General features: G+C 49.9%; 33 protein-coding genes. 1 reads left to right on the forward strand and 32 read right to left on the reverse strand.

Annotated features, from left to right (window positions below; all coding sequences use genetic code 11):
• Positions 1–14: 14 nt before the first annotated feature.
• Genes SPIBUDDY_RS14230 through ptsP form a run of 3 tightly spaced genes read right to left on the reverse strand, consistent with a single transcriptional unit; the run spans position 15 to position 3,971 of the window.
• Positions 15–722: an HAD family hydrolase gene (locus SPIBUDDY_RS14230; protein ID WP_013608469.1), complete on the reverse strand. Its 708-nt coding sequence runs from the start codon at positions 720–722 to the stop codon at positions 15–17.
• A gap of 2 nt (positions 723–724) precedes the next feature.
• Entirely contained in the window at positions 725–2,269 is a 1,545-nt protein-coding gene (gene der / locus SPIBUDDY_RS14235; RefSeq protein ID WP_013608470.1) for a ribosome biogenesis GTPase Der, read from the reverse strand.
• Positions 2,238–3,971, reverse strand: coding sequence for a phosphoenolpyruvate--protein phosphotransferase (ptsP, locus tag SPIBUDDY_RS14240; protein ID WP_013608471.1), 1,734 nt, complete (start codon positions 3,969–3,971; stop codon positions 2,238–2,240). Before ptsP ends, der begins: the two co-directional genes overlap by 32 nt.
• Before the next feature lie 76 nt (positions 3,972–4,047).
• On the opposite strand from ptsP, the gene SPIBUDDY_RS14245 reads away from it, so the two are divergent.
• Positions 4,048–4,578: a GerMN domain-containing protein gene (locus SPIBUDDY_RS14245; protein WP_172634209.1), complete on the forward strand. Its 531-nt coding sequence runs from the start codon at positions 4,048–4,050 to the stop codon at positions 4,576–4,578.
• Here SPIBUDDY_RS14245 and SPIBUDDY_RS14250 read toward each other — a convergent pair.
• From SPIBUDDY_RS14250 to rplD, 29 genes are all read right to left on the reverse strand, one after another.
• The gene (locus SPIBUDDY_RS14250) at positions 4,571–5,347 is read right to left on the reverse strand and encodes a TlyA family RNA methyltransferase (RefSeq protein WP_013608473.1); all 777 of its coding nucleotides are present in this window, start codon (positions 5,345–5,347) and stop codon (positions 4,571–4,573) included. The two genes, SPIBUDDY_RS14245 and SPIBUDDY_RS14250, sit on opposite strands and share 8 nt — an antisense overlap.
• Positions 5,347–6,147, reverse strand: coding sequence for a TIGR00282 family metallophosphoesterase (locus SPIBUDDY_RS14255; RefSeq protein WP_013608474.1), 801 nt, complete (start codon positions 6,145–6,147; stop codon positions 5,347–5,349). The genes SPIBUDDY_RS14250 and SPIBUDDY_RS14255 overlap by 1 nt, the downstream gene beginning before the upstream one ends.
• Positions 6,148–6,154: 7 nt before the next feature.
• On the reverse strand, positions 6,155–7,687 hold the full coding sequence (gene rny / locus SPIBUDDY_RS14260; protein WP_013608475.1) for a ribonuclease Y: 1,533 nt from the start codon (positions 7,685–7,687) through the stop codon (positions 6,155–6,157).
• Positions 7,688–7,898: 211 nt separating this feature from the next.
• The gene (rplQ, locus tag SPIBUDDY_RS14265; protein WP_013608476.1) at positions 7,899–8,357 is read right to left on the reverse strand and encodes a 50S ribosomal protein L17; all 459 of its coding nucleotides are present in this window, start codon (positions 8,355–8,357) and stop codon (positions 7,899–7,901) included.
• Positions 8,347–9,399 (reverse strand): DNA-directed RNA polymerase subunit alpha, encoded by a 1,053-nt coding sequence (locus SPIBUDDY_RS14270; protein WP_013608477.1) that lies wholly within the window; start codon positions 9,397–9,399, stop codon positions 8,347–8,349. The genes rplQ and SPIBUDDY_RS14270 overlap by 11 nt, the downstream gene beginning before the upstream one ends.
• A 9-nt stretch (positions 9,400–9,408) precedes the next feature.
• On the reverse strand, positions 9,409–10,050 hold the full coding sequence (gene rpsD, locus SPIBUDDY_RS14275) for a 30S ribosomal protein S4 (protein ID WP_013608478.1): 642 nt from the start codon (positions 10,048–10,050) through the stop codon (positions 9,409–9,411).
• Positions 10,051–10,068: 18 nt separating this feature from the next.
• Positions 10,069–10,446 carry a 30S ribosomal protein S11 gene (gene rpsK, locus SPIBUDDY_RS14280; protein ID WP_013608479.1) on the reverse strand — a complete coding sequence of 126 codons (378 nt, stop codon included), beginning with the start codon at positions 10,444–10,446 and terminating at the stop codon, positions 10,069–10,071.
• A gap of 14 nt (positions 10,447–10,460) precedes the next feature.
• Entirely contained in the window at positions 10,461–10,826 is a 366-nt protein-coding gene (rpsM, locus tag SPIBUDDY_RS14285; RefSeq protein WP_013608480.1) for a 30S ribosomal protein S13, read from the reverse strand.
• A gap of 55 nt (positions 10,827–10,881) precedes the next feature.
• Positions 10,882–10,995 carry a 50S ribosomal protein L36 gene (rpmJ, locus tag SPIBUDDY_RS16080; protein WP_013608481.1) on the reverse strand — a complete coding sequence of 38 codons (114 nt, stop codon included), beginning with the start codon at positions 10,993–10,995 and terminating at the stop codon, positions 10,882–10,884.
• 15 nt (positions 10,996–11,010) lie between these two features.
• Positions 11,011–12,327, reverse strand: coding sequence for a preprotein translocase subunit SecY (gene secY / locus SPIBUDDY_RS14290; RefSeq protein ID WP_013608482.1), 1,317 nt, complete (start codon positions 12,325–12,327; stop codon positions 11,011–11,013).
• Positions 12,328–12,341: 14 nt separating this feature from the next.
• Positions 12,342–12,773 (reverse strand): 50S ribosomal protein L15, encoded by a 432-nt coding sequence (gene rplO / locus SPIBUDDY_RS14295; protein ID WP_013608483.1) that lies wholly within the window; start codon positions 12,771–12,773, stop codon positions 12,342–12,344.
• A gap of 1 nt (position 12,774) precedes the next feature.
• Complete coding sequence (gene rpmD, locus SPIBUDDY_RS14300) at positions 12,775–12,963, reverse strand: 50S ribosomal protein L30 (RefSeq protein ID WP_013608484.1); 189 nt, start codon at positions 12,961–12,963, stop codon at positions 12,775–12,777.
• Between the two features lie 4 nt (positions 12,964–12,967).
• Positions 12,968–13,480, reverse strand: coding sequence for a 30S ribosomal protein S5 (rpsE, locus tag SPIBUDDY_RS14305; protein WP_013608485.1), 513 nt, complete (start codon positions 13,478–13,480; stop codon positions 12,968–12,970).
• Between the two features lie 9 nt (positions 13,481–13,489).
• Positions 13,490–13,849 (reverse strand): 50S ribosomal protein L18, encoded by a 360-nt coding sequence (gene rplR / locus SPIBUDDY_RS14310; protein WP_013608486.1) that lies wholly within the window; start codon positions 13,847–13,849, stop codon positions 13,490–13,492.
• A 16-nt stretch (positions 13,850–13,865) separates the two neighbouring features.
• Positions 13,866–14,411: a 50S ribosomal protein L6 gene (rplF, locus tag SPIBUDDY_RS14315; protein ID WP_013608487.1), complete on the reverse strand. Its 546-nt coding sequence runs from the start codon at positions 14,409–14,411 to the stop codon at positions 13,866–13,868.
• 11 nt (positions 14,412–14,422) lie between these two features.
• Complete coding sequence (rpsH, locus tag SPIBUDDY_RS14320; RefSeq protein WP_013608488.1) at positions 14,423–14,821, reverse strand: 30S ribosomal protein S8; 399 nt, start codon at positions 14,819–14,821, stop codon at positions 14,423–14,425.
• Between the two features lie 9 nt (positions 14,822–14,830).
• Positions 14,831–15,016 carry a type Z 30S ribosomal protein S14 gene (locus SPIBUDDY_RS16085; RefSeq protein ID WP_013608489.1) on the reverse strand — a complete coding sequence of 62 codons (186 nt, stop codon included), beginning with the start codon at positions 15,014–15,016 and terminating at the stop codon, positions 14,831–14,833.
• A gap of 12 nt (positions 15,017–15,028) precedes the next feature.
• Positions 15,029–15,580, reverse strand: a complete 552-nt coding sequence (rplE, locus tag SPIBUDDY_RS14325) for a 50S ribosomal protein L5 (RefSeq protein ID WP_013608490.1) — start codon at positions 15,578–15,580, stop codon at positions 15,029–15,031.
• Positions 15,580–15,885, reverse strand: coding sequence for a 50S ribosomal protein L24 (gene rplX, locus SPIBUDDY_RS14330; protein ID WP_013608491.1), 306 nt, complete (start codon positions 15,883–15,885; stop codon positions 15,580–15,582). The genes rplE and rplX overlap by 1 nt, the downstream gene beginning before the upstream one ends.
• 10 nt (positions 15,886–15,895) lie before the next feature.
• Complete coding sequence (gene rplN / locus SPIBUDDY_RS14335; protein WP_013608492.1) at positions 15,896–16,261, reverse strand: 50S ribosomal protein L14; 366 nt, start codon at positions 16,259–16,261, stop codon at positions 15,896–15,898.
• 15 nt (positions 16,262–16,276) lie between these two features.
• Positions 16,277–16,528 carry a 30S ribosomal protein S17 gene (rpsQ, locus tag SPIBUDDY_RS14340; RefSeq protein WP_013608493.1) on the reverse strand — a complete coding sequence of 84 codons (252 nt, stop codon included), beginning with the start codon at positions 16,526–16,528 and terminating at the stop codon, positions 16,277–16,279.
• Between the two features lie 15 nt (positions 16,529–16,543).
• Positions 16,544–16,750, reverse strand: coding sequence for a 50S ribosomal protein L29 (gene rpmC / locus SPIBUDDY_RS14345; RefSeq protein ID WP_013608494.1), 207 nt, complete (start codon positions 16,748–16,750; stop codon positions 16,544–16,546).
• A gap of 4 nt (positions 16,751–16,754) precedes the next feature.
• The gene (gene rplP / locus SPIBUDDY_RS14350; RefSeq protein WP_013608495.1) at positions 16,755–17,171 is read right to left on the reverse strand and encodes a 50S ribosomal protein L16; all 417 of its coding nucleotides are present in this window, start codon (positions 17,169–17,171) and stop codon (positions 16,755–16,757) included.
• Between the two features lie 6 nt (positions 17,172–17,177).
• Entirely contained in the window at positions 17,178–17,885 is a 708-nt protein-coding gene (gene rpsC / locus SPIBUDDY_RS14355; RefSeq protein WP_013608496.1) for a 30S ribosomal protein S3, read from the reverse strand.
• Entirely contained in the window at positions 17,886–18,248 is a 363-nt protein-coding gene (gene rplV / locus SPIBUDDY_RS14360; protein WP_041380836.1) for a 50S ribosomal protein L22, read from the reverse strand. It lies immediately after the preceding gene.
• 17 nt (positions 18,249–18,265) lie between these two features.
• Positions 18,266–18,538 carry a 30S ribosomal protein S19 gene (gene rpsS, locus SPIBUDDY_RS14365; protein ID WP_013608498.1) on the reverse strand — a complete coding sequence of 91 codons (273 nt, stop codon included), beginning with the start codon at positions 18,536–18,538 and terminating at the stop codon, positions 18,266–18,268.
• 9 nt (positions 18,539–18,547) lie between these two features.
• On the reverse strand, positions 18,548–19,372 hold the full coding sequence (gene rplB / locus SPIBUDDY_RS14370; protein WP_013608499.1) for a 50S ribosomal protein L2: 825 nt from the start codon (positions 19,370–19,372) through the stop codon (positions 18,548–18,550).
• A gap of 14 nt (positions 19,373–19,386) precedes the next feature.
• Positions 19,387–19,689, reverse strand: a complete 303-nt coding sequence (gene rplW / locus SPIBUDDY_RS14375; protein ID WP_013608500.1) for a 50S ribosomal protein L23 — start codon at positions 19,687–19,689, stop codon at positions 19,387–19,389.
• A gap of 11 nt (positions 19,690–19,700) precedes the next feature.
• A complete protein-coding gene (gene rplD / locus SPIBUDDY_RS14380) occupies positions 19,701–20,330 on the reverse strand; it encodes a 50S ribosomal protein L4 (protein WP_013608501.1) in 630 nt (209 codons plus the stop codon).
• Positions 20,331–20,336 lie beyond the last annotated feature (6 nt).

Below are 20,336 nucleotides of genomic sequence, written 5' to 3' on the forward strand. Positions count from 1 at the left end.
GCACCTCCATGTAGTCAGAGTACCAGAGAAGCAAACTCCTTCCAAGAGCCGATCACGAGATCAGCATCAGGGTAGACTTTCGTCCTTGCCGAGGTTATCAGGCAGGAGTACATACCAGCCCTCTTTGCACCCTGACAATCCTTGGAATAGCTGTCTCCCATAAAGAGGACTTGGTCCGGTTGGACAGCCAGACGCTCAAGCAAGAAAGAGAATGCATTGCCACTCGGTTTCAGATACCCACTCTCCTCCGAACTGTAGGCTATATCCACCAGGTCGACGATACCGAGTGTTTCAAGCTTTTTGGCAAGAGGAAAATCACTGAACACGGCTATGACAAGACCATGTTGCTTCGCCTGCACCAGAGCATCCCGCATTCCATCATATGCCTTGATCGAACGAAAAGATCGCTCCCAAGCCTGATAGAACTGCCTATCGATGGCACTACGAGTCTTTTGCAGACTCTGTTCAGACAATGGACGTCCCAGCCGACCACAGACCAACCGAGTCTGGAGGTCGAGCAACCCTTCACGACTCGGTTTGAGTGTCGGCTCCTCATCCTGGATTCGACGATACTCGGCTCGCGCCCAATTGAAGGCCATAGCTAAGCGAAGCGAAGGGAATGAAGAGCGAAGCATCCTAGTATTGAGCATCCGCTTGGGATAGAGGGTTCCATCAATATCGAGGCATAGAACCCTGATGCCCTGTTCAATCAAGAACCCCATCCCTAACCCCGCCCCCGATTGCCCTGCTTCTCGTTTCGCTTGCGTGTCTTGTCGACAGAGGCCTTGTTTCCAGGCTTATTAGCTTTCGGCTTGGCAAAAGCCTTGCCGCCGGTGTTGCGCTTGACCTCTTTTTGGGGCGTAGGATTGGCCTGCGGTTTCGGTCCGCGTTCATTCAGCGAGGGATTGCGTCTTCGCTCACGAAGATCAACCTCGATGGGAATGAGCGTAAAGCCCAAGTCCTTGCGGATGCAGTTCTTCAAATATTGGATGTAAATCTGCGGGAAGTCCTTAATCCTGTTTACAAAAAACAGGAACTTCACAGGGTTTGCGCTGATTTGCGTGCCATAGTACACCTTGTAGTGGCCTGTGCTGCCGCGCGGGGGCTGGTAGGCCTCGCCCCACTCCTTGATCGCCTCGTTAAGCCGTGCAGTCTCCACACGCTTGTTGAGCTGCTTCCAGACAGTCCAGACCATATCAAGCAACTTACCGATATCCTGACCCTTCAAGGCGCTGATGGAAGTCAGCGGTGCGAAGCTTAGAATGGGGAACAAGAACCTGATGCGGTCCTTGATTGCTTCCAACTCATTGCCGATTCCTGTGAGCAAGTCAATCTTGTTCAGTACCAGAATGATACCCTTGCCACGGCGCACGATGAGATTGGCAATCTTCTTGTCTTGGTCGGCAAGGCCTTCCACGCTATCGATCATCAGCAGCACTACGTCTGCTTCATCAATGGTCTTGATTGCACGGTTGACGGAGTAGTACTCAACATCCTCATCGACCTTGCTCTTGCGCCTGATACCAGCAGTATCGAGCACCGTAAAGTCACTGCCCTTGTAGTTGAAGGAGCCCATGACTACATCACGGGTGGTTCCTGCAATATCGCTGACGATTGAGATGTCTTTTCCGACGAGCAGGTTGGTCAAGGTAGATTTGCCGGTATTGGGTTTGCCAAGGATGGCAATCTTTACCCGTTCTTCCTCTTCGGGAGCCTCTTCGAGACTTACAAGATTGAGCATGCCCAGAAGAGTGTCTTCCAACTCCTCGATACCCAGTCCATGTGCTGCTGAAATACCCAATATCCGTTGATACCCGTACTCATAGTATTCCCAGAGCAGGTTTTCTCGCTTGGGGTCATCAACCTTGTTGACTACCAAGACAATCTTCTCAGTGAACGGGCGCAAGTATTCAAGCAACTCCCGGTCCTCGGCTGTTACTTCAGTGCAGTCCATCATGAAAACGATAGCATCGCTGAGCTCCAAGAGACTAAGGCTCTTCTGGGCGACCAGGTCATCCATGCTGTCACGATCTACTTTCACTCCGCCGGAGTCGATGAGGGTAACCGGATGGTTGCCCAACAGCCAGCGTTCGGGTATCAGATCACGAGTAACCCCGGGCGTGGGGTCGGTAATGGCTCGTCGTTTTCCAATAAGGCGATTGAAGAGGGTGGACTTGCCCACATTGGGCCGTCCTATGATGGATACCACAGGAATCTTTACCTGGGTATCAACGTTCTCAGATGGTGGTGAAATGATCGAATCGGTCATGCATCCACTCCCTTATATAGGTGGTAATCGTCAGATAGGAGTCCATTTCCAGCACGTGCTCGGCAAGCTCCTTCGCTTCCTGGTAGGAGACAGAGCGAAGAATTTTTCGAACCTGAAGCAGGCTTTGGGATCCCATACTCAATTCATCCAGTCCCATTCCTGCCAACAGCACGGAACAGAACGGATCGGAAGCCATCTCCCCACAGAGGCTTACCGGTATATTGTTTTGGTGTGCCATTTGGACGATCATTCTGATCGATCGCAGCACACCGGGGTGAAATGGCTGATACAGGTAGGCAATCTTCTCATTTCCCCGATCAACGGCGATGGTATATTGGATCAAGTCATTGGTTCCAATAGAAAAGAAGTCCACCTTCTTGGCCAGAATGTCTGCACACAAGGCTGCAGACGGTACCTCGATCATGGTCCCCACTTTGATATAGGGGTCAAAGGGAATGCGTTCACTTCGACACTCTTCCTTGACATGCTCAAGGAGGTGCAAGACCGCATTCAACTCTTCCCCCCCGCTAATCATGGGGAACATAATCTGCAATTTTCCGTAGACACTGGCGCGGAGCAACGCCCTTAGCTGTACGGTAAAGATATCCTTGCGAGAGAGACAGAACCTGACCGCCCTCCATCCGAGGATCGGGTTCTTTTCATCGATACCCAAACCGCTGACCACCTTGTCCCCACCGATATCGATGGTTCGGATGGTTACCGGTTTGGGTGCCATAGCTTCAATGACCTGCTTGTAAGCCTCAAACTGCCGTTCTTCTGACGGATTTTCCAAAGACTCCATAAACAGGAACTCAGAACGGAACAGACCGATACCGGAAGCACCGCAGGCCCGAGCCGCCTCCACCTCATTGGCTGTCTGGATATTGGTCTTCAGCAGCACCTCGTGGCCGTCGGTTGTGGTGCTCGACAGAGTAGCCATCTGATGCAGCTCCACCTCATGTTGCTGCCAACGCGCATACCGCTCATCGAGCATCTGCGAAACGGTATGGTCGGGTCTGATGAACGCCTCACCATAGGTACCGTCAATGATCATCTCGTCGCCGTCGCTGACCGTTTTTGAGGCCCCGCCTGCAGCAAGTACCGTGGGAATATTGAAGGCACGTACCAGAATCGCCACATGGCTGGCCCTTCCCCCGCCATCGAGACAAATACCCAAAATATGAGTCTTGTCCATGGCAAAGAGTTCACTGGGCATCAGGATATCGGCAACAAGGATTACATCCTCATTCAGGTGCTCCATCCGTCGCTGACCTTTGCCTTTGATGGCATCAATCAAATACAGTGAGACATCCTTGAAATCCACGGCACGTTCCCGCAACAGCTCATCATCAGTTTGGTCGAGCAGACTTACCATGCTGGAGGTAACTGAATCGATAGCCCATTGGGCACAGACGAGGTTGGTGGTGATATACGCTTCAATCTGCTGGATATACTCAGGGTCTTCGAGCATGAGCAAGTGCGTCTCCAGAATATCTTTCGACTCCTTGGAGATATCACTTACATTGTGCTCTTGCAGGGTATGCTTTGCCGTCACTAGTGAACCCCGAAACTTTTCCAGCTCCCCGGGGACACCATCGGCCAGGATATGTTGCTTCTCTGCAGTCATCAAAGCGTGATGATGCACCAACGCCTTTCCCTTCGCCAACCCCTCGGAAGCTGCTATCCCCTTGAATATCCTCATATGTAATGTACTATACGGACTTTATCTACTGATGTAAAGCTGGAAACACTACCTACGATTTGTTAGAATGCATCCGATGGAAAATCCAATCGTCACAGAAAAACCGAGAAAACGCCACACCTTGGTGTTGTTTCTCATCTGGCTGCTTTTCACCCTCGCAGTGGTGGTGCTCAGCTATCCGCGAGTCAAGAAATCCATTGACGATAGTGGTGTGCTGGCGGTGCTGAAAGGCAGCATGACCGAACAATCCACCCAAACAAACAAACGCAATGTGGAAGTGGTGTTTGTACTGTTTCCAGAAACCTACCAGAAATATGCCGTTCGCCAGGAACGCTTGGGAGGAAGTGCATACCACGACACCTTTGAAGCACTGCTTGCCGGTCCTACATTGGAAATCCTAAAGTCTGGAGCAGTCAGCTACATACACCCCGATACTACACTCCGAGGAGTCACCCTTTCATCGAGAATCCTCTTCGTGGACTTCTCCAAGGAGTATTTGCTCTCCTCCGATCTCGAATCGGCCAGGCACCAAATACGTCGGACTGCACTCAACTTCTCCCGGGTCAAAGATGTGGTGATTCTCGTCGAAGGGAAGCGGCTTACCTGACCAAGATTTCCAAGTGTTCATCCAGCTCGCTCTTGCTCAAGCCAGGCTTCAGCTTCAACAATGCAAGAAACTCAATATTTCCCTTGTGTCCGGTTATCGGACTCTTAGCCAATTGATGTATCCCCACCTCGTCTTCTGCAAGCAAATCATACACCTTACGCATGACTTGCATGAGAATAGTGCAATCTTGAACCACTCCATTGAAATTTGCCAATCCCTTGGGAACCTCGAACTGCGGCTTGATCAATGAGACCAACCATCCATCCTTGCACAACGAGAGAATATGGCTTGCAGCCCCTGCAATCGAACGGAAGGAGAGGTCACACACAGCGGCGTCACAAGCAGGATCGAGCGCTTCGAGGGTCATGATGTTCTGTTTCTCGTGCACCATGACTTGGCTGTTGGTTCTCAGCCGCCAATCGAGCTGGTTGTACCCAACGTCGACGCTGTGCACCAGCTTGGCACCCCGCTTGAGCAGGCAGTCGGTGAAACCTCCGGTGGAAGAACCGGCATCGAGCATAATCAAATCCTGCACACCCAACCCAAATTGGTCGAGTGCATGTTCCAGTTTGTAGCCACCACGGGAAACATAGGTATCAAACGTAAAAGAGAACGATGCGTTGGGGTCAACCAAAAAGCGGGGATCGGTAGCGAGTACCCCGTCCACCAACACATTGCGGCATACAATGAAAGCAGTGAGCTGGTCTTTGGTGTACTCGTCAAACTGCCGGCTCAAGGCCTGAAGCAGTACAACCTTGCGAGCTTTCATCAGATATCGTACAACCTTGAGAATCTCTCAATCGAAAGGGCCTGTCCGCTTGCGACATCCAAGCTGATACATACTCCTTGCAACAGGGGTGCTGTATTGGCAATCTCGGTACGCAGGGGCATCTGTGTCAGTTGTTTGGCAATCGAGACAGCGGGATCGGAACCGATGACGCTTGCCGATGGACCACAGAGACCCAAATCGGTGATATAGGCGGTTTTTCCGGGGAGTATTTTCTCATCAGCAGTCTGAACATGGGTGTGTGTTCCCACCACAGCGGAGACCTTGCCATCCAAGTGAAAGGCAAGTGCTTCCTTTTCCTCGGAGTTTTCCGCATGAAAATCGACCAGAATCAAGGGTGTTTGCTTTCTTAAGCGCTGTACCTGATCCATGCCCACTCGGAACGGGCAGTCAATACTGCTCATCGATTGGCGACCTTGAAGATTCAGCACAGCAACTTTATAGTTCTTGATGTCTACCACCACCGCCCCATGCCCGGGAGCCTGGGGTGGGTAGTTTGCAGGTCTGAGCAAGCGCTTTTCGCTATCGAGCAGAGGCCTGAGGTCATCCTGTTGCCAGATATGATTGCCACTGGTAATCACATTGACCCCGAGGGAGAAAAACTGGTCCATCAGAGCGGCTGAAAGACCGAAGCCATTGGCTGCATTTTCGCCATTGACTACGATCACATCAGCACGATACTCCTTGACCAGAGTATGTAATCCAAGAAAAAGCGCCCTGCTTCCGGGCTGTCCACAGACATCCCCAAGCAGCAGGGCAACACATGTTTTTGCATCAGCCACGAACAACCTACCTAGCGTATTCGACGACCCTCATCTCACGGATGATGGTCACCTTGATTCGGCCCGGATATCTCAGTTCAGCTTCAATGCGGCCGGCGATGCCCTTGGCGATCTCCTTGGCTCCATCGTCGGTGACCTGGTCGTTGTTCACCAGAATCCTCAACTCACGACCTGCCTGGATGGCATAGGCCTTGTCAACACCGGAGAAGCTCTCAGCAATCTGCTCAAGAGATTCAAGGCGTTTGATGTAGTTGTCCAAAGTTTCACGACGGGCTCCAGGGCGTGCGGCACTGATTGCATCTGCAATCTGCACAATGACCGCCTCAATAGTCTGAGGATCGGTATCATTGTGGTGAGCCAGAATGGCATTAACCACCCTCGGGTCCTCACCAAGACGCTTGGCCATATCGGCGCCAAGTTCTGCGTGGTTCGCATCACTCTCAGTCTCAATACCCTTGCCGATGTCGTGAAGCAACCCAGAGCGCATCGCAAGCTCGCTGTTTGCTCCGATCTCACTGGCGATCATACCGGAAAGTATAGCTACTTCCTTGGAATGGCTAAGCACGTTCTGGCCATAACTGGTCCTGAAATGCAACCTTCCCAATGCACGAATGGTTTCCGGACCGACATTATGGATACCAAGATCGAAAATGACCTTCTCCCCTTCGTCGGCGATAATTCTTCCAATTTCTTTGGTGACTTTGTTGACGACTTCTTCGATACGTGCAGGATGAATACGTCCATCCTGAACCAGACGCTCTAAAGCCACTCTGGCGATCTCCTTGCGGACCGGGTCAAAACACGAGATGACCACAGCTTCTGGAGTATCATCGATGATGACATCAACCCCGGTGAGGGTTTCAAGCGTACGGATGTTTCTTCCCTCACGACCAATAATCCTGCCCTTCATTTCATCACTGGGCAGACTTACCGAACTGATTGTCACATCACCGACGACTTCCGTGGCAAGCCTCTGGATTGAGGTTACTACGATATCACGCGCTTTTTTGTCAGCGGAAAGTTGCGCTTCCTGCTCAATCTTATTGATCATGAGCTGCGCATCTCTCCTCGCATCGTTGTACATTGTCTCCATGATGATGTTCTTAGCCTCATCAGCGGACATACCAGCGATACGTTCAAGTTCTGTAATCAGGCTGCCTTCTTTCTCGGCAACCTCAAGTTCTTTCCGGGAAAGTCCTGCTTCCCGGTCTCCTAATTGCTTCCTGATAGCATCTAATTCAGTCTGCTTGTGCTCGAGATTCTCTTCCTTCTGAAGAAGTCTCCTCTCCAAGCGTTGCAGCTCACTTCGCCTTTCTCTAGCCTCTCGTTCCTGCTGTTGTTGTTCTTTCAACAACTGATCCCGAGTCTCAAGCAAGAGCTCTTTGCTCTTTGCTTCCGCTTCCTTTATCGCTTCCTCGTTCAGCCTGATCGCTCTCTGTTCGACCGAGGTAAGCTTAAATTTCGCATACAGCCAACGGCTTAACCAACCTAAGATGATACCAATAAGACAACTAAGGAGGATGATAAGTATACGTTCCATATACTACCCCCTATTATAATGGTACAATGATACGTACGCTTGTTGGAATTGTCAAGGCTTGAAAGTAACACTATCATGCCTATAAGTACAGATTGTTCAGATAATTAGGGATAATCGTACCGGTATACATGCCAATAAAAAAACCGCCGTCATTACAACAGCGGCTTCACCCATACGGGTTTTAGAGTCAGTGAAGAGGCCCATAAGAGGCTTATTTTTCCTCTTTGTCACTCTTCTCAGCCTTCTTGGCTGGCTTTTCGGCTTTCTTCTCAGCCTTTTCAGACTTCTTTTCAGCCTTCTTCTCGGGCTTTGCGGTCTTCTCAACCAGCTCGAGGATTACCATCTCGGCAGCGTCGCCGAGTCGGTTGCCGGTCTTCAGGATGCGGGTATAACCGCCCTTCCGCTCGACAAACAAAGGGGCGATCTCTGTGAAAAGCTTTGCAGAAATTGCTTCATCGGTGATGTCCCGGGCGATCTGACGGCGATTTGCAACGCTGTCAATCTTGGCACGGGTAATCATCTTCTCTGCCATTTTGCGAACTTCCAGAGCCTTTGCCTTGGTGGTCTCAATCCGTTCATATCTGAACAGGGAGGTCACCATGTTGCGCTTGAGGGCCTTGCGGTGAGCAGAGTTCCTACTAAGCGCATTGAATCCAATCCTATGCTTCATTCTCTTCTTCCTTGTTCCCAGGTACTTTGATTGCTGTCTTCAGAACACTGTAGTCTGTCATCCCGAGACTGAGATTCCATTCTTTCAGCTTTTCCTTGATTTCCTGGAGGCTCTTCTTACCGAAGTTCCTCGTTTTTGCAATCTCTTCCTCAGTCTTCTTGGTGAGATCACCAATCGTACGGATATTGGCGTTCTTCAAGCAGTTGCTGGATCGAACAGTAAGTTCGAGCTCTTCAACCGAGGTATTGAGAATCTTGCGAACTCTCTCTTCCTCTTCGTCCACCTCATCGTTATTGCTGATCAGAGTCTCGTCGAAATTGATGAAGATCTGGAAGTATTCCTTCGCAATCTTTGCAGCTTCAGCAAGAGCATTCTGTGGTGCAATCGTACCATCAGTGTAGATTTCCAGTGTTAACTTGTCGTAATCGCTACGATAGCCGACACGGGTGGGTTCAATTGAATACTTAACGCGGGTAACCGGTGAGAACGTGGCGTCGATGGGTATAGTCCCAATCTCTTCCACATACTTCTCGTTGATTTCAGACGGGACATAGCCCCTGCCAAGGTCGATTTGGACTTCCATCTCGATGTTGGCATCATCCATCATCGTGAAGAGAACCAAATCCTTGTTGGTGATCTCAACCTGGTCACGCTCGAAGTTTGCGCCGGTTACAATGCCGGGTCCCTTGCACTCGATAAGGAGGTTGGTTCCCTCCGAATCTTCGGGCATCCTAATCTGCAACTTCTTCAGAGCAGCAATGATGTCAGCGATATCTTCGCGGACACCAGGAAGCTGTTCATACTCGCTGGAAATCAGGTGGGGAACACCATCCTCATTGAAGCTGGTGAACTTTACGGCAGTGACGGCATACCCCTGGATCGATGAGAGGAGCACCCTCCTAAGCGTGTTACCAATCGTGGTTCCAAAACCTCTCTCAAATGGATAGGCGATGAATTTACCATAATTCGGCTCAACTGCGCTGTGTTCGAAGGTAATCCCCTTGGGCTTCTTGAAGCCCTTCAGAAGGTTTTTGCGTGCCATGGTTACTCCTTATCTGGAATACAACTCGACAACCAGCTGCTCGTTAATCTTCTCGAGCTCGGTGACTTCACTTCTTCTCGGAACTGCTACGAAGGTACCCTTCATTGCATCCACATCCAGACTCAGCCACTGGCAGACACCGGACTTGGTGTATTCCTTGAGGTTTTCTTTAATCATAAGCATCTTCTGACCCTTTACTCCAACGCTGACTACGTCACCGGGGCGAAGGCGATAGGAAGGAATGCTCACACGCTTTCCATTCACAAAAATGTGGCCGTGGTTGACAAACTGAGCTGCCTGGTTGCGGCTGGCTGCAAAGTGGAGACGGAACACCACGTTGTCGAGCCTCTGCTCCAAAAGCATGATCAAATTCTCACCAGTCTTACCGGGAATTCTTGCTGCTTCGTCGAAGGTCAGTTTGAACTGCTTCTCGAGCATGCAATAGGTTCTCTTCAGCTTCTGCTTCTCGCGCAGCTGCAAACCGTAGTCGGTCGGCTTCTTTGAACGGGCTCGGGGATCCTTGCCCGGAAGGCCGGTGGACTTGGTGTCGTTCATCGGGCACTTGCCGCTGTGGCAACGCTCTCCCTTGAGGAACAACTTGGTCCTCTCGGCTCTGCAATATCTGCACTTAGGTCCAGTATATCTTGCCATGTAACTGCTATCTCCTCATCAGACTCTTCTACTCTTGCGAGGTCTGCATCCATTGTGGGGGATGGGGGTGACGTCACGAATGGAGCGAACCTTAAGTCCGAGCACACCCAACGTCCTGATGGCGCTTTCACGGCCAACACCAGGTCCCTTCACAAATACATTCACTTCCTGCAACCCACTATCCATAGCAGCCTTGGCTGCCTTCTCGGCAGTGGTCTGTGCTGCATAGGGAGTGGACTTCTTAGCACCGCGGAACCCAAGTCCGCCAGCACTTGCCCAAGATACCGCATTCCCGTTGAGGTCGGTTACGGTAACAATGGTATTGTTAAAGGTCGCCTGAATATAGACGTTTCCTTCGTATACCGTTTTTTTGACTTTACGTTTTGCTGTAGCCATATGGTACCTGCTCCTTATTTCTTCTTAGCCGCAACGGTCTTCTTCTTACCCTTGCGAGTACGGGCATTGGTCTTCGTCCGCTGTCCGTGTACCGGAAGACCCTTACGATGACGAAGGCCACGATAGCAGCCGATGTCCATAAGGCGCTTAATATTCAGAGCGACTTCTGTTCTCAGACGTCCCTCAACCTTGTACTCTTCCTCGATTACCTTACGAAGTACTGCAAGATCCTCACTGGAAAGGGTGTTGATGTTGGTATCGGGATTAATATTTGTTTTTTCACAAATCTCAACCGCCGAAAACCTACCGATCCCGTAGATATAGGTCAAGGCGATTTTCACTGCCTTGTTCGGCAAATCTACACCTGCAATTCTCGCCATTCATGGCCTCCTGAATTTCTCTTATAGAGTTGGAAGGCTTGCGCCGCGAACCCTGTTATCGTTGTCTCTGCTTGTGCTTGGGATTGTCACAAATAATGCGGACTACCCCATTCCGTCTGACTACTTTGCACTTGTCACAAATCGGTTTGACACTTGCTCTTACTTTCATGTTCTAGCTCCTAGCCTAAATATGTTTTGACTTCTTGCCACCCACATTGAACCCATCGTAGTGGTGCATTTTCATGATACCCTCAATCTGACGCATGGTATCCAAGTCAACGCCGACAAGAATCAGCAGTGACGTTCCACCAAAGAGCATGGCCACAGTCGAAGGGAAGTTAAAGAACTTCTGTACCAGCGTGGGAATCAAGGCGATAAAAGCCAAGAAAAGGGAGCCGGGAAGAACGATGCGGTTGAGAACCCTGGTAAGGTACTCTTCCAATTTCTCGGTCCGGACACCGGGCACCGAGCCACCATTCTCACGAATCTGCTTGGCCATCTCAACCGGGTTCATAGACACCTGCGTATAGAAGAAAGCAAACGCTATGATCAACAGGGCGTAGATAATCAGATAGGGGGCACCCTGCGGATTCAGCCAATTAGCAAAGGCGGCAAGCCACCTTACTTCTGGGCCCAAGGTAGTAGCGATCTGCAGCGGGAAGGAGAGCAATGCACTTGCAAAAATTACCGGGATTACGCCCGAGGGGTTGACCTTGATAGGGATATATGTGCTCTGTGCACCATACATCTTCCGGCCTACCACACGCTTAGCGTAGTTCACGGGAATCTTGCGGACACCCTGCTCTTCATACACGACGAGAGCGACAACCACCAAGAACATCACAAACACCACCAAGACTACAATCGGATTCAGAACACCCGCGGAGATGCTTCTGAACAAGACCGACATGGCCTCGGGGAATCTTGCGACGATACCGGCGAAGATCAACAAGCTGATACCGTTTCCGATACCCCACTGGGTGATCTTATTACCGATCCAAATCAAGAGCATCGAACCGGTTGTCACAGTCAGCATTGCTACCAACGTGAAGGGAACGATACCCATAGTCATCACGCCGGGAATGGAATTGGCGTAGATGGTTACTACATACGACTGAATCAGACAAACAACAATAGTACCATACCTGGTATACTGTTGAATCTTCTTATGGCCTGACGGGTCCTGAGCCAGCTTCTTCAACGAGGGAATGACCAACATCAACAGCTGCACAATAATCTGTGTGCTGATGTAAGGCATAACGCCAAGCATAAAGAGTGAGAAGTTGGAAAATGCTCCGCCAGAGAAAAAGTTCAGATACTCAGTCAAACCGATGTTAGAACTTGAACTCTGTGAAAGAAAAAACAGTTTCAGAACTTCCGGATCAATCCCGGGAATAGGAATCACGGCCCCGACCCTGCTGACAATCAACAGGCCCAGGGTAATGAAAATCTTCTTCCGAAGATCCTTAATTCTATACATCTCAACTAAGGAGTTTGCCATAAAGCCCTTCTTTGTTATCTGATTTCGCCGCCCGCAGCTTTAATCTTTTCGATTGCGCTTGCGGAAACCTTCAGTCCGTCAATGACTACCTTCTTGGTCAGTTCCCCATTGCTCAGGATTTTGGCCTGTGCATTGTAACCCTTAACCAACCCAGCGTCCTTAAGGGCGTCGAGGGTAACTACATCTCCATCCTCAAAGTTGGCGGAAATCACATCCAGGGACACGACTACGTACTCCTGACCGAAGACGCTGTTCGAGAAACCCCTACGAGCGACACGGCGATACAGAGGATTCTGACCGCCCTCAAAGCCAAGACGGACGCCGCCGCCGGAGCGGGAGTTCTGTCCATCATGACCTCTACCGCAGGAGCGACCCTTTGAGGAAGCGCCACGACCTACGATAGTCTTTTTCATATTTGCACCCTTCGGTGCATTAATCTGTCCCATCTTACATCTCCTCGACTTTCACAAGGTGAGCTACTACACGGACCATCCCAAGGTTTGCAGGGGTGGCATCATGTACAACCGAGCTGGAAATCTTGTTGAGCCCCAAAGCCTTGATAGTCCTGCGCTGATTTGGCAGGCGACCTGATAGGCCTTTGATCAGGGTGACCTTGATCTTCTTAACTTCAGCCATCATATTACCCCCACATCTCACTCAGGGACTTGCCCCGATTCTTAGCAACAAGCTTCGCATCAAATAGGTGCTCAAGCGCATCAAATGTAGCCTTAACCGTATTGATGGAGTTCTTAGATCCAAGGCTCTTGCTCAGGATATCATTAATGCCGCATGCATCGCAAATGGCACGCACTGCACCACCGGCAATAATACCGGTACCGGGCACTGCGGGCTTAAGCAATACGCTTGCACTCTTGTAATTGCCAATGATCTCGTGAGGAATGGAAGTCTTCTTCACAGCGACGACAATCATACTAGCCTTTGCACGATCGACGGCTTTGCGGATAGCTTCAGTTACGTCATTGGCTTTGCCAAATCCGTATCCAACCTTACCGTTCTGATCACCTACGACTACCAGAGCTGAGAAGGAGAACCTTCTACCACCCTTGACAACCTTGGCAACACGGTTAAGCTTGATCAGCTTTTCAACATACCCGTCGTTCTTATTGTTATCTCTTTCTCTCGATCTTTCCACAGTTTCCCCCTAGAACTTGACGCCGGCTTTACGTGCGCCGTCAGCGATGCTCTTGACAATGCCGTGGAACAGATAGCCGTTACGGTCGAACACACAAGTATCGATGTTCTTCTCGAGCATTTTCTTCCCAACAGCCTCACCAAGCTTAGCAGCATCTGCAATCGTGTTCTTCAAGCCCTTCAGTTCAGCTTCCATGGAGCTGGCAGACACAAGGGTGCTACCTGCTACATCGTCGATAACCTGAACATACATGTGGGAGTTGCTGCGGAATACGCTCATCCTTGGCTTGCTGGCAGTACCGGAGATGTTCTTGCGAATATGATGCTTGCGCCGAGCAAGCTTCTTTCTCTTGTCGATTACTCTATTCATCTTTCTTACCTACCCACTATTTCTTTGCCGAAGCGGTCTTACCAGCCTTGCGACGGATGACCTCGTTATCATACCGAATACCCTTACCCTTATACGGCTCAGGTCCACGGAGGGAACGAATCTCGGCACAAGTCTGCCCGACAAGCTGCTTATCAATTCCGCTGAAGGTAACCTTGTTGGGGTTCTCTACAACAGCAGTGATTCCTTGGGGAAGAACAACTTCAATCATTACGGAGTACCCGAGGTTCAAAGTCAGCAGATTTCCCTTCAGGTCGGCACGATAGCCAACACCGTTGATCAGAAGGGTGCGAGAGAAACCTTTGGAAACTCCCAAAACCATATTGTTGATCAACTGGCGATAGAGACCCTGGAAAGCATTAGATTCCTTGGACTCATCCTTAGGAGCAACCTTAACGACAGAACCTTCAATGGTGAGTACCACTTCAGGACGGGTAGGGCAATTGAGCTTTCCCTTCGGACCTTCAACATGGATAACACCATCGGTGACGGCAATCTTGACCCCTTGAGGTACTGTGATTGGCAATTTTCCAATTCTGGACATTTTATACCACCTTACCAAATAGAGCAGATCAGCTCACCACCGACCTTGTTCTCAGTCGCCTTCTTACCGGTTATGATACCAGCAGAAGTGGATACTACAACAACACCATGTCCGTTGTACACACGGGGCATATCCCTGTAACCGGTATAAATCCGGCGGCCAGGGGTAGAAATGCGGTCAATCCCGTGCAATACAGGACCCTGCGTCTCATCATATTTCAAGAAAACGCGGATGTAGGAAATACCATCCTTCGTTACTTTCTTGAAGTTCTTGATAAATCCTTCATTCTTGAGAATCTTCACAATCTGAAGCTTCATCTTAGAAGTGGAAATATCTACTTTTTCATGCTTAGCCAAACTAGCATTTCTGATTTTGGTCAGCATATCAGCAACTGGATCACTTACAGCCATTTTTCTCTCCTACCAACTAGATTTGGTAACACCAGGAATCTGGCCTTCACTTGCCAATTTGCGGAAGCAGATTCTGCACATATCGAACTGGCGCATATAGCCACGGGGTCTGCCACAAACTCTGCAGCGATTAACGTGTCTGGAACTAAACTTGGGCTCCCTATTGGCCTTTACGATCAATGATTTTTTTGCCATATGTCTCCACCCTTATTTACTGAAGGGCATGCCGAGCTTTGCAAGCAGGGCGTAGCCTTCTTCATCGGTCTTCGCGGTCGTAACAATGGCAATATTGAAGCCGCTGACACGCTCGATTTTGTCGAAGTCGATTTCCGGGAAAATAATCTGCTCAGTGATACCAAGCGAATAGTTTCCATGACCATCAAAGGCATTGGGCTTTACACCCTTAAAGTCCTTGACGCGGGGAAGAGCAACACTAATCAACCGTTCCAGGAAGAACCACATGTTGTCACCGCGCAAGGTGACCATAGCGCCGATTTCCTGGCCCTCGCGGACCTTGAAGTTAGCAATGGACTTTCTGGCCTTAGTCTTCAAGACATGCTGACCGGTGATCTGCTCGAGCTCTTTAACAGCAGCATCGAGAAGCTTCTTATTGGTAATAGCTTCGCCGACACCAACACTGACAACAATCTTTTCCAGGGCAGGAATCTGCATCTTGGAGGTGTAGCCAAGTTCCTTGAACAGGGCAGGTGCCGCAGTTTCAAGGTATTTCGTTTTAAGGTTTGGTACGAACTTTTCCATTAGATTACTTCCCCGGTTTTCTTGGCGTAGCGGACTTTGTTTCCACTTTCATCAAACTTGTACCCGATCCTGGTAGGTTCACCTTTGCCGGTGACATACGCAACGTTGGAAACGTGGATCGGAGCCTCGATTTCCATGATGCCGCCCTTATCCTGCGGATTCTTCTTTTTCATGGTCTTCTTGACCATGTTGGCACCCTGGACGACGACCCTCTCATTCTCACGGTCTACCTTTACGATCTTGCCAGACTTACCTTTGTCCTTTCCAGCAATAATCAGTACGGTGTCGTTCTTCTTAAGCTTCATGTGCACACTCCTACAACACTTCCGGCGCGAGTGAAACGATCTTCATGTACTTGTCACGCAGCTCTCTAGCTACGGGCCCGAAGATACGCTTGCCGCGCGGGTTATTGTTGGCATCGATGATAACACAAGCGTTGTCATCGAACCTGATATAGGTACCGTCAGGTCGGCGGTATTCCTTCTTTGTTCGAACAATGACTGCCTTCATAACGTCACCTTTTTTGATGGCGCCGTGGGGCAAGGCATTTTTTACAGCAACTACAATAATATCGCCGACACCAGCAACATACCGGTGGCTACCGCCAAGCACCTTGATGCACTGCACCTGCTTGGCACCACTGTTGTCCGCAACATTCAAATACGTCTGCATCTGTACCATATCGTCTCTCTCCTATTACCGAGCGCGCTCGACGATCTGCACGAGACGCCAGCACTTATCTTTGCTGATGTGGCGGCTTTCAACAACACGTACTGTGTCGCCGATATTGGCCTCGTTCCTTTCATCATGTGCCTTCACTTTCTTAGTGGTGGTCACATACTTCTTATACAGGGGATGCAGTCTTCTGGAGGAGATAGCCACGACGATTGTCTTGTCCATCTTGTCACTGACCACCTGGCCGGTAAAACTTTTCTTGTTAGCTTCCATCTGAATCGCTCTCCCTTACTTTGCCGCTTTCCGGATTCCGAGCTCATATTCGCGAATGCGGGTATTCACACGAGCGATGTTCCGTCTAATGGTACGAACAGCAAGAGGATTTTCCACATGCCCGAGCACTCTTCCCATACGAAGGTCGAAATACTCTTTATGCAGGGTTTCCTTCTTGGCAGCCAGTTCGTCAAGGGTTAAATCATTGTATGAATTTTTCATAATCTCACTCCACTTCCCTTCTGGCGACAAACTTCGTCTTGATCGGAAGCTTGGACGCTGCAAGCGCCAGTGCTTCACGAGCCAACTCTTCGGTAACGCCACCCATTTCAAACATGACAGCACCGGTCTTTACTACAGCAACCCACCCTTCGGGGGCACCTTTACCGTTACCCTGTCTGGTTTCAGCGGGCTTCTTAGTGTAGGGCATGTCGGGGAAAATCCTGATCCATACCTTACCACCACGCTTAATATGACGGGTCATCGCAACACGTGCTGCCTCAATCTGGCGGTTTGTGATCCACTTCGGCTCGAGAGCCAACAGGGCATACTCACCAAAAGCAATCGTAATACCGCGATGTGCAACACCATCGGTGGTGCCACGCTGCTTCTTTCTATATTTTACTCTCTTTGGACTAAGCATGGCCTACTAACTCCTTGCCTCAAGGCTTTCGCTCTTGCCGGGTTTTCTTACCAACCCGCCGGCGTCGTCTTTGATTGCGCGATCGTAGATTTCACCATTGAATACCCAAACCTTGACACCAATGACACCAAAGGTAGTATTAGCAGTAGTAAAACCATAGTCGATGTCGCTGCGTAGCGTATGAAGAGGAACACGTCCTTCCTTCATCCACTCAGAGCGTGCAATTTCCGCACCACCGATACGACCGCTGAGCCTGATCTTTACACCCTGAGCACCACTCTGAATTGCCTTGGAAACAGCAGTCTTCATTGCTCTGCGGAAAGAACCGCGGGAAACAAGCTGCTTGGCAACGTTCATGGCGATCAACTGGGCATCTGCCTCGGGCTTTTTGATCTCCTTGATCTTAATCTGCACTTTCTTGTTGGAAAGCTTCTGCAGACGTGCACCAAGCTTCTCAACATTGGCGCCCTTGCTTCCGATAATGATGCCGGGGCGACTGGTGGTGATTACGATCGTTATGCGCTGAGGCTTGCGAATGATTTCCACATCCGAAATTTCAGCACCCTGAACTTCCGGGCATTCAATCAAAGCTTTTCTCAGCTTCAAATCTTCATGCAGAGTTTCTGCATACTCCCTGGGGTCCACATACCATTTGGACTTCCAGGTCTTGTTGACTCCAAGACGGAGTCCAATAGGATTAACTTTTTGGCCCATTTATTTCCTCACGCTTGCTTTTTCGTCAACGACGACGGTAATGTGTGACATCCTCTTAAGCAGAATATCCCGTCTTCCATGGGATCTCGGCCAGACTCTCTTGAGCCTCGGACCCTCGTTAACCTGCAACTCCATGATCACAAGATTCTCTTCATCGATCTTCTTGTTCTGATCAAGAGCATTTGCACAAGCGGATTGCAAAACCTTAAGGATCAAATTTGATCCCTTCTGGGGCATAGCCTCAAGTATTGCAACAGCCTCCACATAGGACTTATTCCTCACAAGATTGGCGACGGGGCGAACCTTGGAAGGAGATACCATCAGATACTTTGCAGTTGCTGAGTAACCTTTCTTTTCTTCCATATTAGTACCCATTGCGCTTAACCAACCTTCTTGTCGGATGCGTGCCCGCGGAAGATTCTGGTAGGTGAAAACTCACCGAGCTTGTGTCCTACCAAGTTTTCCGTCACAAATACAGGAATCCAGGTTTTTCCGTTATAAACAGAAATCGTGAATCCCACCATTTCAGGGATGATCGTTGAACAGCGGGAATAAGTCTTGATCATCTGCTTCTGATTAGTCTTGAGAGACTCCTGAATCCTCTTATACAATTTCTTCTCGATAAAAGGACCTTTTTTGATTGATCTAGCCACTTTCTACTCCTACTTCCGCTTCTTCACAATAAAGGCACCGGAAGGCTTCTTCTTGGAACGAGTCTTTCCACCCTTGGTCGGCTTACCCCATGGGGTAACAGGGTTGCGTCCAGCTGCAGTCTTACCCTCACCACCACCATGTGGGTGATCGATCGGGTTCATTGCAACACCGCGAACCTTTGGCCTTCTTCCCAGGTGGCGGCTTGCACCTGCCTTACCGAGGCTGACATTCATATGATCTTCATTGCCGAGCTGCCCGAGGGTAGCGTAGCATTCACCAAACACCATGCGCATTTCACCGGAGGGGAGGCGGAGGGTAACATAGTCACCTTCCTTAGCAACAACGGTTGCACCAAGACCAGCAGAGCGAACAAGCTGTCCACCGCGGCCAAGAGTGAGCTCAACGTTGTGAACCATCAATCCAAGGGGAACTTTCTTCAAGGGAAGAGCATTGCCACTCTGAATCGATACATCGGGTCCGGAAACCACAGTGGTTCCTACAGTCAGTCCCTTCGGAGCAATCATGTAGCGCTTCTCGCCGTCGGCATAGAATACCAAGGCAATGTTAACGCTGCGGTTCGGATCGTATTCGATAGTTTTGACAGTTCCGGGAATCCCGTACTTGTCGCGCTTGAAGTCGATAATACGATATGCACGCTTATGGCCACCGCCTCTACGGCGAACACTGATCCGCCCGAAAGTATCCCTACCTGCCTTCTTGGTGAGGCCGATGGTCAAGGACTTCTCAGGCTTGCTGACAGTCAGCTCGCTGAAGACCAAAGTGGTCTTCTGGCGAAGGCCGGGAGTATTGGGCTTGTAAGTTTTTAGAGCCATTTTCCAACTTCTCCTTATACGCCTTCGATGGCCTGGATGGATGCACCCTTGGCCAAGGTTACGACAGCCTTCTTCCAATCACCGGTGTTGCCAAGGATGCTACCACCCTTGCCGCGGGAATACTTCGGCTTGCCCTTTACGATCATCACATTGCAATCTGCAACCTCAACACCAAACAGCTCTTTTACAGCAGCCTTGATTTGGAATTTGTTGCTGTCCATCCGGACCTTGAACGTGTACTTTTTTGTCTCACCCTCACGAGCAATGTTTGTTTTTTCGCTCAGAACGGGCTCAATAATAATTTGGTCTGCTCTCATTTCCGGTCCCCTTATTTGTCGCCGTAGAAATCGTTAAGATTTTTAGCGGCACCTTCCAGAACCAAGAGCTTTCTTCCATACAGCAGTTCCTTTGCAGAAAGTCTGTTGTATGAGAGAACACGCAGGTACGGAATGTTCTTCGCAGCGCGGCGTACCATCACATCATCATCCTTCAGGATAAGAATAGTTCTCGTCTCATCCTTCACAAAATTCTTGATGATCAGGTCCAAATCCTTGGTTTTGCCACTATCAATGGAGAAATCCTCAACTACTACGAGGCGCTCCTCCTTGACTCCCAAAGAAAGCAGGCTCTTCATAGCAAGCCTCTTCATCTTCTTGGGAAGGGTGTAGCTATAATCACGCGGTCTGGGTCCGAAAATCGTACCACCACCAACCCAGACGGGAGACTTCTTGTCACCGGCACGTGCGTTACCAGTTCCCTTCTGCTTGTATGGTTTTACGTTGCTGTAATGGACCTCAGCGCGGGTCTTCGTGCATGCAGTGCCGACACGGCGGTTTGCAAGCTCGTTGTTTACGGCATAATAAATGGATCCGTCACTAACCTCTCTGTTGAACACTTGATCATTCAACTCAATGCTTCTGACTTCACTGCCGTCGATTGAAAAGACTTTCGTTTCCATATATCT

Source organism: Sphaerochaeta globosa str. Buddy, assembly GCF_000190435.1.
Classification (GTDB): Bacteria; Spirochaetota; Spirochaetia; order Sphaerochaetales; family Sphaerochaetaceae; genus Sphaerochaeta; species Sphaerochaeta globosa.

Coding starts and splice junctions, on each gene's coding strand:
- SPIBUDDY_RS14230 (WP_013608469.1), bottom strand. CDS start 722: ATGGGGTTCTTGATTGAACAGGGCATCAGGGTTCTATGCCTCGATATT.
- der (WP_013608470.1), bottom strand. CDS start 2,269: ATGACCGATTCGATCATTTCACCACCATCTGAGAACGTTGATACCCAG.
- ptsP (WP_013608471.1), bottom strand. CDS start 3,971: ATGAGGATATTCAAGGGGATAGCAGCTTCCGAGGGGTTGGCGAAGGGA.
- SPIBUDDY_RS14245 (WP_172634209.1), top strand. CDS start 4,048: ATGGAAAATCCAATCGTCACAGAAAAACCGAGAAAACGCCACACCTTG.
- SPIBUDDY_RS14250 (WP_013608473.1), bottom strand. CDS start 5,347: ATGAAAGCTCGCAAGGTTGTACTGCTTCAGGCCTTGAGCCGGCAGTTT.
- rny (WP_013608475.1), bottom strand. CDS start 7,687: ATGGAACGTATACTTATCATCCTCCTTAGTTGTCTTATTGGTATCATC.
- rplQ (WP_013608476.1), bottom strand. CDS start 8,357: ATGAAGCATAGGATTGGATTCAATGCGCTTAGTAGGAACTCTGCTCAC.
- SPIBUDDY_RS14270 (WP_013608477.1), bottom strand. CDS start 9,399: ATGGCACGCAAAAACCTTCTGAAGGGCTTCAAGAAGCCCAAGGGGATT.
- rpsD (WP_013608478.1), bottom strand. CDS start 10,050: ATGGCAAGATATACTGGACCTAAGTGCAGATATTGCAGAGCCGAGAGG.
- rpsK (WP_013608479.1), bottom strand. CDS start 10,446: ATGGCTACAGCAAAACGTAAAGTCAAAAAAACGGTATACGAAGGAAAC.
- rpsM (WP_013608480.1), bottom strand. CDS start 10,826: ATGGCGAGAATTGCAGGTGTAGATTTGCCGAACAAGGCAGTGAAAATC.
- rpmJ (WP_013608481.1), bottom strand. CDS start 10,995: ATGAAAGTAAGAGCAAGTGTCAAACCGATTTGTGACAAGTGCAAAGTA.
- secY (WP_013608482.1), bottom strand. CDS start 12,327: ATGGCAAACTCCTTAGTTGAGATGTATAGAATTAAGGATCTTCGGAAG.
- rplO (WP_013608483.1), bottom strand. CDS start 12,773: ATGGGACAGATTAATGCACCGAAGGGTGCAAATATGAAAAAGACTATC.
- rpmD (WP_013608484.1), bottom strand. CDS start 12,963: ATGGCTGAAGTTAAGAAGATCAAGGTCACCCTGATCAAAGGCCTATCA.
- rplR (WP_013608486.1), bottom strand. CDS start 13,849: ATGAATAGAGTAATCGACAAGAGAAAGAAGCTTGCTCGGCGCAAGCAT.
- rplF (WP_013608487.1), bottom strand. CDS start 14,411: ATGTCCAGAATTGGAAAATTGCCAATCACAGTACCTCAAGGGGTCAAG.
- rpsH (WP_013608488.1), bottom strand. CDS start 14,821: ATGGCTGTAAGTGATCCAGTTGCTGATATGCTGACCAAAATCAGAAAT.
- SPIBUDDY_RS16085 (WP_013608489.1), bottom strand. CDS start 15,016: ATGGCAAAAAAATCATTGATCGTAAAGGCCAATAGGGAGCCCAAGTTT.
- rplE (WP_013608490.1), bottom strand. CDS start 15,580: ATGGAAAAGTTCGTACCAAACCTTAAAACGAAATACCTTGAAACTGCG.
- rplX (WP_013608491.1), bottom strand. CDS start 15,885: ATGAAGCTTAAGAAGAACGACACCGTACTGATTATTGCTGGAAAGGAC.
- rplN (WP_013608492.1), bottom strand. CDS start 16,261: ATGGTACAGATGCAGACGTATTTGAATGTTGCGGACAACAGTGGTGCC.
- rpsQ (WP_013608493.1), bottom strand. CDS start 16,528: ATGGAAGCTAACAAGAAAAGTTTTACCGGCCAGGTGGTCAGTGACAAG.
- rpmC (WP_013608494.1), bottom strand. CDS start 16,750: ATGAAAAATTCATACAATGATTTAACCCTTGACGAACTGGCTGCCAAG.
- rplP (WP_013608495.1), bottom strand. CDS start 17,171: ATGCTTAGTCCAAAGAGAGTAAAATATAGAAAGAAGCAGCGTGGCACC.
- rpsC (WP_013608496.1), bottom strand. CDS start 17,885: ATGGGCCAAAAAGTTAATCCTATTGGACTCCGTCTTGGAGTCAACAAG.
- rplV (WP_041380836.1), bottom strand. CDS start 18,248: ATGGAAGAAAAGAAAGGTTACTCAGCAACTGCAAAGTATCTGATGGTA.
- rplB (WP_013608499.1), bottom strand. CDS start 19,372: ATGGCTCTAAAAACTTACAAGCCCAATACTCCCGGCCTTCGCCAGAAG.
- rplW (WP_013608500.1), bottom strand. CDS start 19,689: ATGAGAGCAGACCAAATTATTATTGAGCCCGTTCTGAGCGAAAAAACA.
- rplD (WP_013608501.1), bottom strand. CDS start 20,330: ATGGAAACGAAAGTCTTTTCAATCGACGGCAGTGAAGTCAGAAGCATT.